General features: G+C 64.4%; 12 protein-coding genes. 8 read left to right on the top strand and 4 right to left on the bottom strand.

Annotation, left to right across the window (positions count from 1 at the left end; all coding sequences use genetic code 11):
• Positions 1-40: 40 nt before the first annotated feature.
• Together AYX22_RS07560 and AYX22_RS07555 are read right to left on the bottom strand one after the other, a co-directional pair.
• Positions 41-1,375 carry an ISL3 family transposase gene (locus tag AYX22_RS07560; RefSeq protein WP_231941989.1) on the bottom strand — a complete coding sequence of 445 codons (1,335 nt, stop codon included), beginning with the start codon at positions 1,373-1,375 and terminating at the stop codon, positions 41-43.
• 72 nt (positions 1,376-1,447) lie between these two features.
• On the bottom strand, positions 1,448-2,857 hold the full coding sequence (locus AYX22_RS07555; protein ID WP_207596883.1) for an MFS transporter: 1,410 nt from the start codon (positions 2,855-2,857) through the stop codon (positions 1,448-1,450).
• Between the two features lie 292 nt (positions 2,858-3,149).
• On the opposite strand from AYX22_RS07555, the gene AYX22_RS07550 reads away from it, so the two are divergent.
• From AYX22_RS07550 to AYX22_RS07535, 4 genes are all read left to right on the top strand, one after another.
• Positions 3,150-4,562, top strand: coding sequence for an MFS transporter (locus tag AYX22_RS07550; protein ID WP_207596882.1), 1,413 nt, complete (start codon positions 3,150-3,152; stop codon positions 4,560-4,562).
• Positions 4,563-6,770, top strand: a complete 2,208-nt coding sequence (locus tag AYX22_RS07545) for a molybdopterin oxidoreductase family protein (protein ID WP_207596881.1) — start codon at positions 4,563-4,565, stop codon at positions 6,768-6,770.
• Complete coding sequence (locus AYX22_RS07540; protein ID WP_207596880.1) at positions 6,767-8,329, top strand: FAD-dependent oxidoreductase; 1,563 nt, start codon at positions 6,767-6,769, stop codon at positions 8,327-8,329. The genes AYX22_RS07545 and AYX22_RS07540 overlap by 4 nt, the downstream gene beginning before the upstream one ends.
• Positions 8,330-8,465: 136 nt before the next feature.
• Positions 8,466-9,197 (top strand): MBL fold metallo-hydrolase, encoded by a 732-nt coding sequence (locus tag AYX22_RS07535; RefSeq protein WP_207596879.1) that lies wholly within the window; start codon positions 8,466-8,468, stop codon positions 9,195-9,197.
• Positions 9,198-9,300: 103 nt separating this feature from the next.
• Here the strand turns inward: AYX22_RS07535 and AYX22_RS07530 are convergent, their stop codons facing one another.
• Entirely contained in the window at positions 9,301-10,710 is a 1,410-nt protein-coding gene (locus tag AYX22_RS07530) for an NAD(P)H-quinone dehydrogenase (protein ID WP_207596878.1), read from the bottom strand.
• Positions 10,711-10,832: 122 nt separating this feature from the next.
• Between AYX22_RS07530 and AYX22_RS07525 the strand changes: the two genes are divergently transcribed.
• The 4 genes from AYX22_RS07525 (at position 10,833) to AYX22_RS07510 (ending at position 17,258) form a co-directional block, all read left to right on the top strand.
• Positions 10,833-11,633, top strand: coding sequence for a purine-nucleoside phosphorylase (locus AYX22_RS07525; protein ID WP_207596877.1), 801 nt, complete (start codon positions 10,833-10,835; stop codon positions 11,631-11,633).
• Positions 11,634-12,094: 461 nt separating this feature from the next.
• Positions 12,095-13,693 (top strand): glycoside hydrolase family 68 protein, encoded by a 1,599-nt coding sequence (locus tag AYX22_RS07520; RefSeq protein WP_207596876.1) that lies wholly within the window; start codon positions 12,095-12,097, stop codon positions 13,691-13,693.
• Positions 13,694-13,784: 91 nt separating this feature from the next.
• A complete protein-coding gene (locus tag AYX22_RS07515; protein ID WP_207596875.1) occupies positions 13,785-15,410 on the top strand; it encodes a glycoside hydrolase family 32 protein in 1,626 nt (541 codons plus the stop codon).
• 102 nt (positions 15,411-15,512) lie between these two features.
• The gene (locus AYX22_RS07510; RefSeq protein WP_207596874.1) at positions 15,513-17,258 is read left to right on the top strand and encodes a phospho-sugar mutase; all 1,746 of its coding nucleotides are present in this window, start codon (positions 15,513-15,515) and stop codon (positions 17,256-17,258) included.
• A gap of 27 nt (positions 17,259-17,285) precedes the next feature.
• On the opposite strand, the gene nirD is transcribed toward AYX22_RS07510, so the two are convergent.
• A complete protein-coding gene (nirD, locus tag AYX22_RS07505; RefSeq protein ID WP_207596873.1) occupies positions 17,286-17,648 on the bottom strand; it encodes a nitrite reductase small subunit NirD in 363 nt (120 codons plus the stop codon).
• Positions 17,649-17,756: the final 108 nt, after the last annotated feature.

The raw sequence follows: 17,756 nt of genomic DNA, 5'->3' as shown, positions 1-17,756 counted from the left end.
TCTTCACGGTTCGTGGTGAACGTTCTGCCGTGAGGGATGTTCATGCCGCTGTTCTGGCGGCACTGCGCAACAGGATACGGGTTTTGTAGTTGCGTGCGTTGGTGAATCCCCGACCCGTCCTCTTTATGTGTTTTATCGCGGTGTTGTTGGCTTCCACTTTCGCGGTTGTCGCACCGGTGACAATGAGGACTTCGATCTCTTTCCACCACCGGCAGATTGTGCGCCACAGCCGGTTCGTCTCCGGCTGCGCGGCTCGCTCGACCAGGACCTGCAGCCGGTCCTTCGCGGCGGCAGCGTCGGCAAGAGAGCCGGTAGTCAGCAGGGCCCGGAGCTGTTCCTTGACCAGCCACGCGGCCTGCAGCTTCCCGGTGACATCGTCGGTCGCGAACACGTTGCTGAGCCTGTCCCGGGCCCGATCCGAGAGCGTGTCCCCGGCGCGCAGGAGCAGTCGCCGGTTGGCCCAGACCGGATCGATGGAGCGCCCCCGCCGACCATGGGTCTGCTGGGTGAGTCGTTGCCGGACTTCGGTGAGCATGTCGTTGCCGAGCTTGACCAGGTGGAACGCGTCGACTGAGACAGCGGTGCGTGGAAGCCACATCCGCAGGGCCTTGCGGAACGCCGCCGAGGGGTCGATGGCAACGACCTGCACGCCCAGCCGCCACTGAAGCGGGCGGGCGAACAGCCAGTCTCCTACCCCCTCGCTGTCGCGGCCGTCAACGATCCCGAGGACTTGTCCGGTGTCGAGATCGACGATGGTGGTCATCCAGGGTTCGTAGCGTTTCCAGGCCTTCGTGGCAGGGTCGCGGAAGAACCGCACGGACCGGTAGCGGTGTTCATCGATGCCGAGCATCCGCGGTGCCAGGGCATCGACATCGGGCAGCGTCAGCGCCGCGGAATCCAGTGCCCGCTGGACAAGCCACCACGAGACACCGAATGAAGAGGCAGCCTCGGCGGCGGCCCTCCCGGAACCGATCACGGCGGCCACCAGGGCCTCACGGAGCCGGCGGGTGGACCGTGCCCGGCGCGGTACCTCGGCTGTCTCCTCGGTGAATGTCCGGCGGGGGCACAGGTACTCATCGCAGAAGAACCTCCGCTTGGCCCAGACCACTTCGACCGGGCCGGCGACAGGGATGTCACGCAGGCGTTGTGACCGGCGTGAATGCACGCGGGTGCTGATCACGCCGCAGGACGGGCAGCCGGCCTCGGCGGTGGCCACGACGCGGATCCGTCGCTGCCCGAAGGCGAGGACCTCGGTGCCGGTGACCCGGTAGTCGGGCAGGTTGAAAATGGCGGTGGCAGCATCGGGGCGCGGCGAAGTAGGCTCGTTCAAGGCTCGTAGCTCCTGACTCTTGATGAATGCGTAGAGAACATCCATCACAGCAGGGCTACGAGCCCTTCAGATTTCAAGACACGGAACCTGTTTCACCATCAACCGCGAAGAGCCTGCTTAGGACACGTTGTTCTCGTAGTCCATGTCCTTGGTCTCGCGCGTCAGCCAGAGCGCGATGAAGGTCACCACTGCGGCGGCGGCCATGTAGACGCCCACCAGCCAGGTGCTGCCGTTCGCTGCAGACCAGAGCGCAATGGCTACGAACGAGGCCGGAGCGGCACCAATCATGGAGGACAGGTTGTAGGCCACGGCTGATCCGGTGTACCGGACGTTGGCCGGGAACAACTCAGGAAGGATGGCCGCCATGGGCCCGAAGGTCAGGCCCATGAGTGTGAAGCCCACAATGAGGCCAACCATGGCCGCTGCCTGGCCGGGACCGAACATGGTGAACCAGAGGGCACCGAACACGAAGATACCGGCGGTGACGCCCAGCAGGAACTTTCGCCGGCCCCACTTCTCAGCGAGCGGCCCGGAGACCACGGTGAAGATGCCGAAGAAGACGACGCCGATGATCAGCATCCAGAGGAAGTCGGACCGGGTGATTCCCAGGCCGGGAACGAAAGCGGCAATCTGGTCGGCCGTCATGGGCTTGCCGGCTTTTTCAGCCGCTGCCTGTGCACCGGCCAGGGTGGGCTTGGTGCCGTAGGACAGCGTGAACGTGGTCATGATGTAGAAGAGCACGTAGGTGGCAAACATGATGAACGTACCGGCCACCACCGGACGCCAGTGGCTCTTGAGGGTGGCTGCGAGGGGCAGCTTCTGCACCTTGTCCTGTTCGATGACCTTGGTGAAGGACGCGCTTTCCACCAGCTTCAAACGAACATAGAGGCCCACGATCACCAGGACGGCGCTGAGGAGGAACGGAACCCTCCAGCCCCAGGCCAGGAATTCTTCGGCGCTCAAGGATACGTTCATCCAGATGAAGATGACGTTGGCGATGATGAATCCGATGGGAGCACCAAGCTGCGGGAACGTTCCGTAGATGGCACGCTTTCCCTCGGGAGCGTTCTCCGTGGCCAGCAAAGCCGCGCCGGACCATTCGCCGCCCAAAGCCAGGCCTTGGAAGAACCGCAGGATGACCAGCATGATCGGGGCAAGGATGGCCCAACCCGGCATGGAGGCCGTGGGCAGAAGACCAATGAGGAACGTGGCAATACCCATGGTCAGCAACGACGCCACCAGGGTGCCCTTGCGGCCGATCTTGTCACCAAAGTGGCCGAAGACCACGGCACCGACAGGCCGCGCGAAGAAGGCAACGCCAAAAATGGCGAACGCACTGAGCAACGCGTTGATGTCTGTGGCGTCCGGGAAGAAGAGTTTCGGGAAGACGAGTACCGACGCGGTGGCATAGGCGTAGAAGTCGTAGAACTCGATCGTCGTGCCGATCAGGCTCGCGAAGATCACCTTGCCCCGCGAGTTCACTGGCTTAGTGGACTCGCCTTCCTTGGATGGTGCGGTGGAAGACATGTATTTGCAGCTTTCTTTCACGCCGGCCGAAGCCCCGAGAGGCTCCCGGCAAGGAATATTCGAGAGTTCAATAATAGTTCCCGCCGTCCATTGACTGGACAACTAAGTCCAACATGCGGACATACAGGAAAATCCCACTCTGTGGTCCGCGCCACATTACCTCACCAGCGCCTCACGCGCCGGTGACCCCGCCGATAGGGAAATGTCACAGCACGTTTACAAACGGCGCCCGTCCACGAAATGCGCAAAACCTACCTTGGAATAACAACGTCCCCCACCAAGGAGGCACTCCGTGACTGTTGACCGCACCGTAGATGCACTGGCTCCCGCCCAGTCCACTGCCACCGCAGCCCCCGCTCTTGAACACCGCCCCGGCCGCTGGATTGCCAACTGGGATGCCGAGGACAAGGGCCAGTGGGAAGCCGAAGGCCGGTCCATCGCCAAGCGCAATCTCTACTGGTCCATCTTCGCCGAATTCCTCGGTTTCGTCGTCTGGCAGCTCTGGTCCATCGTGGTGGTCCAGCTCCCCGCGGCCGGTTTTGCCTTTGATACCAACCAGATTTTCTGGCTCATCTCCATCCCCAGCCTGGTAGGCGCCACGCTCCGCATTCCCTACACCTTCATGGTTCCCAAGTTCGGTGGCCGGAACTGGACCATCGTCTCGGCGCTGCTCCTGCTGATCCCCACCACAGGCCTGGCTATCTGCGTCTCAAACCCGGAAACGCCCTTCGGCGTCATGCTCCTCATGGCTGGCCTCGCCGGCTTTGGCGGCGGCAACTTCGCCAGCTCGATGGCCAACATCACCTTCTTCTACCCCGCCCGCGAAAAGGGTTGGGCCCTGGGACTGAACGCCGCCGGCGGAAACCTGGGTGCCGCCGTCGCCCAGCTTGTTGTCCCGATCGCCATCACTCTCCTGGCCGCCGGAACCGTCAACCTGCCGATGGCAGGCATCATTTGGATTCCGCTGATCATCATCGCCGCCTTCGGCGCTTACAAGTACATGAACAACCTCACCAGCGCCAAGGGTGACGTAGCCGGTTCGCTTGCCGCCCTCAAGGAGCCGCACCTGTGGATCATGGCGTTCCTGTATATCGGAACGTTCGGTTCCTTCATCGGCTTCGCGGGCGTCTTCCCCAAGCTGATCAAAGACTACTTCCCGGACTTCTCCTCCATCCATGTCGGTGCTGTGGCACTCTCACTTGCCTTCCTGGGCCCGCTGGTTGGCTCCCTGGCCCGTCCCTACGGTGGCCGCATGGCTGACCGCATGGGTGGCGCCCGGATGACCATTGCCTCGTTCGCCTCCATGGCTGTGATCACCTTGACCATGATCTGGACGCTGCCGCTGAAGAACTTCTGGCTCTTCCTCACCTTGTTCCTGCTGCTCTTCCTGGCCAGCGGGTTCGGAAACGGTGCCACGTACCGCATGATCCCTGTCATCTTCGCAACGTCCAGCCGGGCCGCCCGCGCAGGAGCCCCGAGCACCACCACGGCGCGGCTCGCCTCGTCCTCGCTGGGCCTGATCTCCGCGATCGGCGCCTACGGTGGCTTCGTGATCCCCCAGGTGCTGAATGCCTCCAACTCGGCCAGCGGCTCCTACACCCCGGCGTTCTACGGATTCGTTGGAGCCTATGTCCTGATGCTCATCGTCTGCTGGGTCTTCTATATCCACCCTGCCCAGAAGCGCAACACGATCGGACACATCTAGATGCCCAACGGCGCCGATACCCACTGCCCCTACTGCGCGCTCCAGTGCGCCATGACGCTGACCCCGGCTGCTTCGGCAGTGCCGGGAGCAGCGGCAGCGGACACACCGGAGGCAGCCCCGGCCGCTCCCCTGGAAGTATCCGGGCGCGACTTCCCCACCAACCGGGGCGGGCTGTGCCGCAAAGGCTGGACATCGGCGTCGTTGTTGCGTCACAACGGGCGCGTCACCGAACCCATGCTCAAAGGATCGGACGGCATCCACCAGCCGATCTCCTGGGACCAGGCCCTCATGCTCATCACCGCAGCTGTGAAGGACACCCAGCAGCGGTATGGGAATGACGCCGTAGGAGTCTTCGGCGGCGGCGGCCTCACCAACGAGAAGGCCTACCTGCTGGGCAAGTTCGCCCGGCTGGCACTGCGTACCTCACGGATCGATTACAACGGCCGGTTCTGCATGTCCTCCGCTGCTGCGGCAGGCAACCGCGCCTTCGGTGTGGACCGCGGACTGCCCTTCCCTGTCACGGACCTCGACACCGCGTCCGTGATCCTCATGCTCGGTTCCAACGTTGCCGAGACCATGCCTCCGTTCGTCCAGCACCTGCAGGGCGCACGGGACGCCGGTGGCCTGATCGTGGTGGATCCCCGCCGCTCGGCTACTGCTGCGTTCACGTCCGACGGCGGCGGTCTCCACTTGCAGCCGACGCCAGGTACCGATTTGGCTCTCATCTTGGGCATCAGCCACGTGGTGGTTCACGAAGGCCTGGCCGACGCGGCGTACATCGAGGCCAACACCAGCGGCTACGCGGCCGTGGTGCGGAGCCTTTCGGCGTTCTGGCCGGAACGCGTCCAGTCCATCACCGGCGTCCCAGCCACCCTGATCCGTGAAACCGCCCGCCGTTTGGCGCAAGGAGCCCGTGACGGCGGCAGCTACATTCTCAGCGGACGCGGTGTGGAACAGCACGTGGACGGCACGGATACCGCCACGGCGGCCATTAACCTCAGCCTGCTCCTTGGCCTGCCCGGCTCTGCGCGAAGCGGATACGGCACGCTCACCGGTCAGGGCAACGGCCAGGGTGGCCGCGAACACGGACAGAAGGCCGACCAGCTCCCGGGCTACCGCAAGATCACCGATCCCGCTGCGCGCGCCCACGTGGCCGGCGTGTGGGGCGTCGACGAGTCGCTCATCCCCGGTCCCGGCTTGCCCGCCGTCGAACTTCTTAAGTCTCTTGGACAGCCCGACGGCGTCAGGTGCCTTTTCGTGCATGGTGCCAACATAGTGGTCTCGGCGCCGGACACGAACGCAGTGATCCGAGGACTTCGAAGCATGGACTTCCTGGTGGTCTGCGACTTCTTCATGTCAGAGACAGCTGCTGAAGCGGATTTAGTTTTGCCTGTGACGCAGTGGGCCGAGGAAGAGGGCACGCTGACCAACCTCGAAGGCCGCGTGATCCGACGTCGCCGGGCACTGACTCCTCCCCCGGGTGTTCGCAGCGAGTTGTGGCTCATGGCGCGGCTGGCTGAACTTCTTGAGGCCCCTTCAACGTTCAGCGACGATCCCGAGACCGTCTTTGAAGAGCTGCGACTGGCATCCGCAGGTGGTTTGGCCGATTACTCGGGCATCGACTACGCCATGCTGGACCGGGGCGAAGCTGCCTACTGGCCCTATCCTGTGGGAAGCACCGGGACTCCGCGGCTTTTCGCCGACGGATTTGCCCACGCCGATGGCCGGGCCGTCATGGTTCCGGTGACCCCCTCCAAGCGGGCCGTCCGTTCGTTTGCGGATGATTCGCTGGCCCTGGCTACCGGCCGGCTCCTGGAGCATTACCAGTCCGGCGCCCAGACCCGTCGCGTGAGCGAGCTGATGGCATCACAGCCACAGGCCCGGCTCCTCATCCACCCAGGCACAGCAGCTGCCCGCGGCATCGCCGATGGCGACTACGCCACCGTCACGAATGAGCGCGGCGAAGTGCTGTGCCGCGCTGAACTCAGCGCCACCGTCCGACCCGACACTGTCTTCCTGCCGTTCCACTTCCCCGGCCAGGAAAACGCCAACCGCCTCACCGAAGCGGCCACAGATCCCATCTCCGGCATGCCGGAATTCAAGACCAGCCGGGTATGGGTCCGGCGGGCAGTCTCCACCCAGGAATTGGACTCGTACGCAGTTCCTGCCGGGACGCGGCTGCCACTGCACGTCAAGGAGGCATCATGAGCGAGCGCATTGTTGTAGTTGGATTCGGACCAGTGGCAGCACGGCTTATTGACGAACTGCTCCCCGCCGTCCGCACGGGGCTGGTACAACTGCTGGTGGTGGGTCAAGAGACAGAGGCTGCGTACAACAGGGTCATGCTTGCTGAGCTCGGCGTGGGGCGCACCACGGCCGGGGCGTTGGCGATGGCCGATGCGTCCGAGTTGGAGTCCGACGGCGTTGACGTCCGCCTGGGCACCAAGGTCAAAAGGATCGACCGCGCCCGCCAGCAGGTAGTCCTCTCCGATGGCACCTCTGAACACTACGACCGCCTGGTATTTGCCACTGGCTCGCGTCCGGTCATTCCCAACCTCACCGGGCTCAACCCCGATCCGGCCAAGCCCGTCCTTCCGGCCGGAGTCACAGCTTTGCGCGATCTGCAGGATGCTGCCGTGCTTCGCGCCGCGGTTGCCGATGGCAAACGCGTGGTGGTCCTGGGCGGCGGGGTTCTGGGTTTGGAAACCGCGCTGGCGGCCTCTGAAGAGGGCGCCCAAACCACGGTGGTCCACAACGGACCCTTCCCCCTGGGCCGTAGTATTGACCGCGGCAGTGGCTCCGTCCTTACCAACAGCCTGCGGGCGGGTGGCGTCCGGATGGCCGGCAATGCCCGTTCCACCGGCATCGAAACGTCCGGCCCTGACGGCAGCTTCTCAGCGCTGCTGCTGGATGACGGCTCAGCGATCGACGGCGATCTGCTGGTCTTGTCGTGTGGTGTCCGCCCCCGGATCGAACTTGCCGAGGGCTGTGGACTTCCTACCGGCGCAGGCATCCTGGTGGACCACCACCTCCGGACCTATCACGAGCCCCACATGTTCGCGATCGGCGACTGTGCAGAAGTGCGCTGCCCGGACGGTTCCTGCGTTGAATGCCGCACAGCCACCGGCCCGTCCGGCCTGGTGGGCCCGGGGTGGCGGCAGGCCGAGTGGTTGGCCGAATACCTCGTGGTCCTTGCCCGGGACGGCCAGGCCGCCGCGGATGCCCTCGAGCCGCTCCCCAAGGAAAAGCCCGGAGTGGTGGTCTTGAAGTCACGGAGCATCAACCTTGCCGTGGCGGGAGACAACGTGGCTGATCCCTGGGATGAAGAATTGCTGGAAGCCGGTGCTGCTTCAGGGCGTGCCCGCCGGCAGATCTCCCAGTGGGCCGATCCCGAACACGGCCGCTACGTGAAGATGACCACCCGCGGCGGGGTGCTGGAAGGCCTCGTTGCGGTGGGCATGCCCCGGACGGCTGCTGAGCTGGTGGTGCTCTTCGAGCGCTCCTCGGAGCTGCCCGCCGACCGCTCCCTCCTGCTCCGGCTCGATGGTCCCGACCAACTGGACACCGGCGCCACCAGCAACGATCCCCAGCGGACCGTGTGCCGTTGCGCAGGAGTGAGCGCCTCCACCATCTCAGGCTCCGTCCTGGAGGGCTGCAGCACAGTTGGCGAGGTCTCCAAGGCCACCCGCGCCGGAACGGGCTGCGGGGGCTGCCATGGGGACATCAAGGGGATCATCGAAAAACACTTCCAAGCGGCTGCCGCCTGAGACCGCGGAAGCACCGCAGCTGGAGCCGGTTGCGATCCCGCTGGAACGCTGCGAAATCGCCTGGTCCGGATCGGCGATCCCGCAGCATTCCAGCGTTCTCGCGTCACCAGAGCAAGGAACAACCTAGAATTCCGGTGTGAAGGTATCCGAACCCGCGCCCGGCGTCCATTTTGTTGAGGGACCTGCGTCCAACTGGCTCCTCGTCCGTGACTCCTCAGGCTTCATGATGATCGACGGCGGCTACCCTGCCGACCGCGACCTCGTCCTGGAATCGATCCGGGAGCTGGGCCTGGAGCCCGCCGACGCCAAAGCCATGCTCATCACGCACGGGCACGTGGACCACACCGGATCTGCGGCGTACTTCTCACGGACCTTCGGCACGCCCATCCTCTGCTCCCCCGAGGAGCTCCCCCACGTTCAGGGCAGGGAGAAGCATCAGGTCACGTTCGGGCAGGTTTTGCTCCGCGCATGGCGTCCCCGCGTTTTCCGGTGGATGCTCCACGTCATCGAAGCCAAGGCCCTTCAAGCGGAGCCGGCCATGCGCGCGGAGGCTTGGACCACGGACCGACTCCACAGCCTGCCGGGCCACCCCCAGGCCATCCCGCTCCCCGGGCACACCCCTGGCAACGTCGCATTGCTGCTGCCGGGTGCCCAGGCGATTGCCGTGGGTGACACCTTTGTCACGGGCCACCCGATCAGCCCGGCATCCGGACCCCAGATGCTGCACAGGATGTACCACTCCGACCCGTCTGGGGCGTTGGCCTCTGCCCGGCAGCTGGAGAGCGTACAAGCCAACGTGATCCTGCCGGGACACGGCCCCGCGCTGCGCATGCCGCTGGCACAGGCTGTGCAGGCACTCCGCCACTAGGAGCAGAAACGCCCGTTTCGATGGCTCGCTGCGCAGGGTGCCGTGCGAACGGCATGGTGCGCAGCGAAGCCTCGAAACGGGCGCTCGGGCTCTGACTACGGAGCTACATGTGCACGTGCAGGCGCCGAGCAGCTTCGGATATGGATCCCGTGAGGGACGGGTACACCGTGAACGCGCTTGCGACGTCGTCCACGTGGAGCTTCTGCGTGACGGCCACGGAGATCGGGAAAATGAGCTCGGAGGCGTTCGGGCCCACCACCACGCCACCGATCACGGTGCCGGATCCCTTGCGAGCGATGATCTTGACGAAGCCGTCCTTGGTGTTGCGCATCTTGGCGCGGGCATTGCTGAGCAAGGACAGCATCACAACATCGCCCTGGTACTTCCCGGACGCAAGGTCGGCCTCGGACACACCCACCGAAGCAATTTCCGGGGAGGTGAAGATGTTGGACGCCACCTGGTTGAGCTTGAGCGGCTTCACGCCGTCGCCCATGAAGTGGGCAATCGCGATGCGGCCCTGCATGGCTGCCACGGAGGCGAGCGCGAACACGCCCGTGCAGTCACCGGCAGCATAGATGTTGGGGGCGGTGGTGCGGGAAACACCGTCCACCTTGATGTGGCCGGACTCTGTGAGGGTCACACCGGCTTCTTCAAGGCCGACGCCGGCTGTGTTCGGGATGGAACCAACACACACCAGGCAGTGGGTACCCGTGACGATCGATCCGTCACCCAAGGTGACCTTGACGCCGTCGTCCGTTCGCTCCACCGCATTTGCGCGTGACTTGGACAAAACGTTGACGCCGCGACGTTCGAAGACGCCTTCCAGCAGCTTGGCGGCATCGGTGTCCTCGCCGGGGAGGACTTGGTCTCGGCTGGAAATCAGGGTGACCTTGGAGCCCAGGCCGTTGTAGGCGGACGCGAATTCGGCGCCGGTGACACCTGATCCCACGACGATCAGTTCTTCCGGGAGCTCATCCAGGTTGTAGATCTGGGCCCAGTTGAGGATGCGTTCGCCGTCGGGCTTGGCAGTGGGGAGTTCGCGTGGGTGGGCGCCGACGGCCAGAAGGATGGCGTCCGCATCAATGGTGCGGGTGCCTTCGAGGGTCAGGACCTCGATGGTGTTGTTGTCCAGGAGCTTGCCGGACCCAATGACGATCTCCACGCCCAGGCGCTCCAGGCCGGCGCGGATGTCCTCGGACTGTCCGCGGGCCAGGTTGAGCACGCGGTCGTTGATGTGCTTGAGGTCGGCGCGGGGCTTCGAGGCCGTGCCGTCGCCGTCGAACTTCACTCCCAGCTCGTCCGCCTCACCGACGCGGGTCATGAGATCGGCGGTGGCAATGAGGGTCTTGGAAGGCACGACGTCGGTCAGCACGGCAGAGCCGCCAAGGCCTGCCCGCTCAACAATGGTGACGTGGGCGCCGAGTGAGGCGGCCACCATGGCAGCTTCATATCCGCCGGGACCACCTCCCAGGATCGCGATACGGGGGGCACTGAAGTCAACTTGGGTGGTCACAATCCTCAATTCTCGCTCATTGCCGCGTGGGCTGCCACTCAGCCCACCCTCACCAGCGCGCGGGTCCCTACCAAAGTCCTGCGGCCGCAAGGTAGCTTGTACCAGTGAGTAACACTGAGCTGATGAACACAGACCCCTTTGAGGCCGCGAAGGCCGCCGCAGACTTCATCGCCGCCGAGACCGGCGTCGAGTCCCATGATGTAGCCCTGGTGCTCGGATCCGGCTGGGCGGAGGCCGCCGACCTCATCGGCGAAACTACCGCCACCCTGAACGCTTCGGAGGTCCCCGGTTTCCACAAACCAGCGGTGGTGGGCCATGTAGGTACCATCCGCTCCGTTCTCACCAAGGAGGGCAAGCGTGCGCTCGTCCTGGGGGCGCGGACCCATTACTACGAAGGCCGCGGCGTGCGGTCCGTAGTCCACGGCGTACGCACCGCAGCCGCCGCCGGTTGCAAGACCTTGGTGCTGACCAACGGTTGCGGCGGGCTTAACGAAGACTGGACCCCGGGCACCCCCGTCCTCATCAGCGACCACATCAACCTCACCGCAACCTCACCGCTTGAGGGCGCCACATTTGTTGACCTTACCGATCTCTACTCCTCGCGCATCCGTGACCTCGCCCGTGAAGTGGATTCCTCCTTGCAGGAGGGCGTGTACGCACAATTCACCGGACCGCACTACGAAACACCGGCAGAGGTCCAGTACGCCAAGCGGATCGGCGCAGACCTGGTGGGCATGTCCACGGCGCTGGAAGCAATCGCCGGCCGCCATGCAGGAATGGAAGTTTTCGGCATTTCCCTGGTCACCAACCTCGCAGCCGGCATCAGCCCTGTTCCCTTGAGCCACGCTGAAGTCCTGGAAGCCGGGCAGGCAGCCGGCAAGCGGATCTCCAAGCTCCTGGCGGATATCATCGCCAAGCTTTAACCACTTTGCGGAGAAGCGGGGCCACCATCCACGGTGGCCCCGCTTTGCTGTTTAAGAGGTGCGCGCTAACAATTCCAGGGAGGAAGTAAACGCACAGCAAATTCTCAGGATAAATCTGTTTTATCGCGCAACATTTGATCCTGCACCCCCAGATGTGGCACGCGCGCCCGTTGGCAATGTAAACGCTTGCGCATATACCCGCCGGTAGCTCAAACCGCCCGCTAAACACCGTTTGATGTCCGACCTAACACGTGTCTAGCGTGGAACGTGTCCCGGTAAGTCGACGTGCCGGGACTACCGCGGTGGAGGCCTACGAGGCTCCCCCGCACCTCGAAACGATGGCGTCCCTCGGTGACGCCTCCAGCGGATCGATGGACGCCCCAGTTGTAGAGAACCCCCAACCGGGGGTCAGGGCATGCGCCCCACTCCACGAAGTCCAACACTCCGCGAGAAGAGCAAGCATGAACACGCACTCAACCCCTCAACGGCCGCGCCGCCGGCTGCGACAGGCAACAGCCCTCGCAGCCGCAGCCAGCGTGGCCGGCAGCATCCTGCTGGTGACGCCGGCGGCGCAGGCGAACCTGCCGGCCGATCCGCCGTCGAGCACCATGCCGGCACCCACACCCGGCTTCCCGTTGCCAACCAACCACACGCAACAGGCGTACGATCCCGCGGCGGACTTCACGTCCAAGTGGACACGGGCGGACGCCAAGCAGATCATGGCCCAGAGCAATCCCAATGTTGCGCCCGGCCAGAACTCGATGAGCCCGAACGTCACGATGCCGGAAATCCCGAAGGACTTCCCGGCCATGAACGACGACGTCTGGGTCTGGGACACCTGGTCCCTCACCGACGAGAATGCCAACCAGATCAGCTACAAGGGCTGGGACGTCATCTTCTCCTTGGTGGCTGACCGGCATGAGGGCTACGGCTTCGACCAGCGCCACTGGAATGCCAGAATCGGCTACTTCTTCCGTAAGACCAACGCCGATCCGGCCAAGGACAAGTGGAACTACGGCGGACACCTGTTCCTGGACAACACCTCCATCGGCAACACCGAGTGGTCCGGTTCCACCCGCCTCATGCAAGGCAACAAGATCAACGTCTTCTACACGGCCACCACGTTCTACGATGTGGCCGAGCGGAACGCAGGCGGTGGCGGGATCGCTCCCGATGCCGCGATCGCCAAGGCCTTGGGTAACATCCACGCCAACCAGAACGGCGTGACCTTCGACGGTTTCCAGCACACCAAGCTCCTGGAACCGGACGGAAAGCTCTACCAGAACAAGACGCAGAACCCCGGTTTCGCGTTCCGTGACCCGTACACGTTCGCCGACCCGGCACACCCCGGCAAGACCTTCATGGTCTTCGAAGGAAACACCGGCGGCACCCGCGGCTCCTACAAGTGCAAGCAGGAAGACCTTGGCTACGCCCCCGGCGACCCCAACGCCGAGACTTTGGCCCAGGTCAACAGCACCGGCGCTTGGTACCAGACCGCGAACGTAGGCCTGGCTGTCGCGGACAACAAGGACCTGACCAAGTGGAGCTTCCTCCCGCCGATCCTGTCCGCCAACTGTGTCAACGACCAGACTGAGCGTCCGCAGATCTTCATCCAGAACGAGAACGGCAAGAACAAGTACTACCTGTTCACCATCAGCCACCAGTTCACGTACGCAGACGGCATGCGCGGCCCCGATGGCGTCTACGGATTCGTCGGCAACGGCGTCCGCTCCGACTACCAGCCGGTCAACAACAGCGGATTGGCCCTTGGCTCCCCCACGGACCTGAACATGCAGGCCAACGCTCCGGAAGGTCCGGACCCGCGCCAGAACGGCCGTCAGTTCCAGGCGTACTCGCACTACGTGCAGCCCGGCGGACTCGTCCAGTCCTTCATCGACAACGTGGACGGCGTCCGCGGCGGTTCCCTCTCACCCACCGTGAAGATGAACTTCAAGGCCGGCGTGACGCAGGTTGACCGCAGCTTCGGCAAGAACGGCCTTGGCCCATTCGGCTACCTGCCCACAAACGTCCGCGTTGGCGGCGAAGGCCACTACAAGTAGGCCGCAACACCCCGGCCCTTAGGCCACGGCAGGGGTGTCGGCTCCAGAAGAGCCGGCACCCCTGCCACCCCAACCCTCAGGATTTCTCCCCATGACTTACCCCAGCCCCCACCTGTCCCGCCGCCAATTGCTGGCCGCAAGTGCCGCCGTCGTGGTCGCCTTCTCTGCCGCTTCCTGCACGCAAACGGAAGGCCCGACGGCGGCCCCCACCCCGGGCGGGCACCGTCCGTCCCCTTCGGATCCATGGCGGCCCGTCGCACACCTGACGGCTGGGAAGAACTGGCTCAACGACCCCAACGGCCTCGTCTACCACGACGGTACCTACCATGCCTTCTACCAGTACAACCCGCACGGCAACTCGTGGGGCAACATGTCCTGGGGCCACTCCACCAGCAAGGACCTGGTGCATTGGGAAGAGCAGCCCGTAGCCATGGAGGCGAGCCCCGACGAAGAGATCTTCTCGGGCTGCATCGTGGTGGATTCGAACAATGCGTCCGGCCTTGGCTCGGCAGAGAACCCGCCCATGGTGGCCCTGTACACCAGCGCTTATGGCAAGAACGGCGCCCTCCCCGAGGGCGCGCAGGCGCAATCGATCGCGTTCAGCCTGGACAGCGGCTCCACCTGGCAGAAGTATCACGGCAATCCCGTGCTGAACCTCGACCCCACCAACAACAATTTCCGCGATCCCAAAATCACTTGGTACGAGCCCGGCCGCTACTGGGTGATGACCACCGTAGTGGCCGACGCCCAAGTAGTGAAGATGTTCAAGTCCACAGACCTCCTCCGCTGGGAGTTCCTCAGTGACTTCTCCGGAGTCGGCGCCCAAGGTGGGCTCTGGGAAGTACCTGAACTTGTGCAGATGGATGTGGAGGACTCCACGGCCAGGAAGTGGGTCATGCTCCTCAGCATCAATCCCGGGGGCATCGCCGGCGGCTCAGGGATGCAGTACTTTGTGGGTGGGTTCGACGGGACACGCTTCACCGCTGAAAACGCGGCTGCCGGGGATGCGCCGCTCGAGGAATCGCAGTGGCTGGACCACGGCGCGGACTACTACGCAGCAAACTCCATTTCCGGCGCGCCCGGGAACAAGCCCGTGCTCCTGGGCTGGATGGGCAACTGGGACTACGCCCAGGATGTGCCCACCACGCCATGGCGCGGTTCCATGGCCATTCCCCGCGAACTCACCCTGGTTCGGGGCGCGAAGGGGTTTGAGTTGCGATCGGCCATCGCCGGTGCCGCAAAGGAAACGCTGGAAGGCTCCGGTGAAGTGAAGAGCAAAAACCTCACCGTCGGGTCCTCACCCCAGGACCTGGGTGCGGACTTCGCAGCCCGGACCCAGCTGATTGAACTGCAAATGAACCTCGCCTCGGCGAGCGAGTCCGGCCTGATCCTCCGCCAATCCTCGGACGGCAAAGCCGGCCTCCGCATCTCCTACGCCAAGGAATCGCGCACCCTCAAGGTGGACCGGTCAGAGGCCGGGACCAGTAACTTCTCGGAGAAGTTCAGCCCGTTCCATGAGGTGAGGCTGCAGCCCTCCGGGAACGATCGCACCGTCCGGCTCACGATTCTCCTGGATGCGTCCTCGGTGGAGGTCTTCGCAGGCTCTGGAGCGGCGGTTATTTCAGACACGTTCTTCCCGGACTGGGACAACACCGGATCGTCAGCGTTCAGCCTGGGCGGCGACACGGACTTCACCATCACTTCCCACTCGCTCTAAGGCCCGCCGAGGAGTGAGATCCCACCCTTTACAACCGCATTTAAGGTTGGGATCTCACTCCTCGTTGCTCGTTCTCGGCTCATTGAGGATAGTTTTGACCCTATGACATCCAGCGATGCCGCATTTGAACAGCTGCTCACCGACGCCCGCGAGTGGGCCTCCCAGGATCCAGACCCGGCGACGGCCGCTGCCCTGGAGGAGCTGGCCGACCTCGCAAGCGGCGGTGATGCGGGAGCAGCCCAGGAACTGGGCGACAGCTTTAACGGCACCCTGCAATTCGGCACAGCCGGCCTCCGCGCAGCGCTCGGCCCGGGGCCAAACCGCATGAACCGCGTGGTCGTCCGCCGGGCCGCGGCGGGCTTGGCGGCCTTCCTCACCGAAACGGTAGCTGCCGCTGCGCCGGGAACCCGGCCTCGCGCCGTCGTCGGCTTCGATGCCCGCTACAACTCGGATATTTTCGCGGAGGAAACTGCGGCGATCTTCACGGCGGCAGGCATCGAGACGTTCCTGATGCCGGCAGCTCTTCCGACGCCGTTGCTCGCCTACGCGGTCAGGAACCTGGATTGCGACGGCGGCGTGATGGTGACAGCCAGCCACAACCCGCCGCAGGACAACGGCTATAAGGTCTACCTGGGACGACATGCAGTGTCGGAAAGCGGGCGCGGATCGCAGATCGTCGCGCCGTACGACGCAGAGATAGCCGCCCGGATTGAAGCCGTGGGTGCCTTGGACTCCATCGAACTGGCAGACAGTGGGTGGACAGTGCTGCCGACGGCCATTGCCGCCGACTATGAATCCGCCATGGCCGGCCTGGTGGATCGTGAACACTTCCCCGCCAGGGACCTCAAGATCGTCCTGACGCCCATGCACGGTGTGGGCGGTGAAACGGCTGTCTCCGTCCTGAAGACAGCGGGTTTCACGGATGTAACCCTCGTGGCCGAACAGGCCGAGCCGGACCCGGACTTCCCCACAGTCGCGTTCCCCAACCCGGAGGAGCCCGGCGCACTGGACCTGGCCCTCGCGGCCGCCGCAGACGCGGGTGCGGACATCGTTTTGGCCAACGACCCCGACGCCGACCGGGCTGCGGTCGCCGCGTTGGATCCCTCGACGGGGTCCTGGCGCATGCTCCGGGGCGATGAAGTGGGTGCGCTGCTGGGTGCCCACATTGTGGCCCGCATGGCAGTCAGTGATGGCGAAGAACCCCGTGACGGCGTCTTCGCGAACTCGATCGTTTCCTCGCGGCTGCTGTCGCGGATCGCCGCGGCCGCAGGGTACAAGCATGAGGAAACGCTGACGGGCTTCAAATGGATTTCACGGGTTCCCGGCCTCAGCTACGGATATGAGGAGGCACTGGGCTACTGTGTGGCACCGGATCTGGTGCGCGATAAGGACGGCATTTCAGCTGCAGTCCTGATCGCGGAATTGGCCGCCGCTGCCAAAGCCGAGGGCAAGACGATCTTCGACACGCTCGATGACCTCTACCTGGTGCACGGCCTGCACGCCAGCGATCAGTTGAGCATCCGGGTAGCGGACTTGGGACTCCTGGATGCCATGATGAACCGCCTGCGGGTCAACCCGCCGGAAGCGTTCGGTGGCTCCGCCGTCGAGGTCTTCACTGACCTCGCCGAGGGAAGCGAAGCCTTGCCGCCCACAGACGGTCTGTTGTACCTCACCCGGGACCAAAGCCGGGTCATCATCCGGCCTAGCGGCACGGAGCCCAAACTCAAGTGCTACCTGGAAGTCATTCAGGCCGTGGACTCCGCAGCGGAACTCCCCGCTGCCCGCCAGGCAGCGCGGACATCGCTGGACGACGTCCTCAGGGATGTCCGCGAAGCACTGGGCCTTTAGGAAGCATGGGCCTTTAGCCGGCTTGGCTTAGAGTTCAACCTCGATAAAGCCGTCCACCAAACGGGTGGCGAAGACATCGAGCCTCAGTTCGGGGTTGGTGAAGCACTCGCCGGTTTCGAGGTCGTAGACCTCTTTGTGGAGCGGCGATGCGATGGTCGGCCGGCTTCCGCGGGATCCAATGATGCCGCGCGCCATGACGTTGGCCAGTGTTGCCGGGTCCTGCTGTGCCACAGCGAATACTTCGGTGGGCGTAGTGCGGAACAGGGCAACCTGGCGGCCGGCGATCAGTGCCGCTTCGCCCCAGGCGATTTCGAGCTCATCCACCGGGCACACGACGTGCCACTCGCCGGTGGTGGTCAGATCCTCGGCACGGTCCAGAATTACGGTCATTTCAGCCCCTCTCACTGTGTCCGGGTGGTGGCTGTTCCCACCGTCACTCCCCCGGACCGGGCCACGCTTGCGGCCGCTCTTCCACGCTAGGACCCGGGTGTTTCGTCA

Origin of the sequence: Arthrobacter sp. D5-1 (assembly GCF_017357425.1) — a bacterium.
Classification (GTDB): Bacteria; Actinomycetota; Actinomycetes; order Actinomycetales; family Micrococcaceae; genus Arthrobacter.
Note: the sequence above shows the minus strand (reverse complement) of the source record. Positions and strands in the feature narration are given on the sequence as shown.

Coding starts and splice junctions, on each gene's coding strand:
- AYX22_RS07525 (WP_207596877.1), top strand. CDS start 10,833: ATGAACACAGACCCCTTTGAGGCCGCGAAGGCCGCCGCAGACTTCATC.
- AYX22_RS07560 (WP_231941989.1), bottom strand. CDS start 1,375: ATGGATGTTCTCTACGCATTCATCAAGAGTCAGGAGCTACGAGCCTTG.
- AYX22_RS07540 (WP_207596880.1), top strand. CDS start 6,767: ATGAGCGAGCGCATTGTTGTAGTTGGATTCGGACCAGTGGCAGCACGG.
- AYX22_RS07545 (WP_207596881.1), top strand. CDS start 4,563: ATGCCCAACGGCGCCGATACCCACTGCCCCTACTGCGCGCTCCAGTGC.
- AYX22_RS07555 (WP_207596883.1), bottom strand. CDS start 2,857: ATGTCTTCCACCGCACCATCCAAGGAAGGCGAGTCCACTAAGCCAGTG.
- AYX22_RS07520 (WP_207596876.1), top strand. CDS start 12,095: ATGAACACGCACTCAACCCCTCAACGGCCGCGCCGCCGGCTGCGACAG.
- nirD (WP_207596873.1), bottom strand. CDS start 17,648: ATGACCGTAATTCTGGACCGTGCCGAGGATCTGACCACCACCGGCGAG.
- AYX22_RS07510 (WP_207596874.1), top strand. CDS start 15,513: ATGACATCCAGCGATGCCGCATTTGAACAGCTGCTCACCGACGCCCGC.
- AYX22_RS07515 (WP_207596875.1), top strand. CDS start 13,785: ATGACTTACCCCAGCCCCCACCTGTCCCGCCGCCAATTGCTGGCCGCA.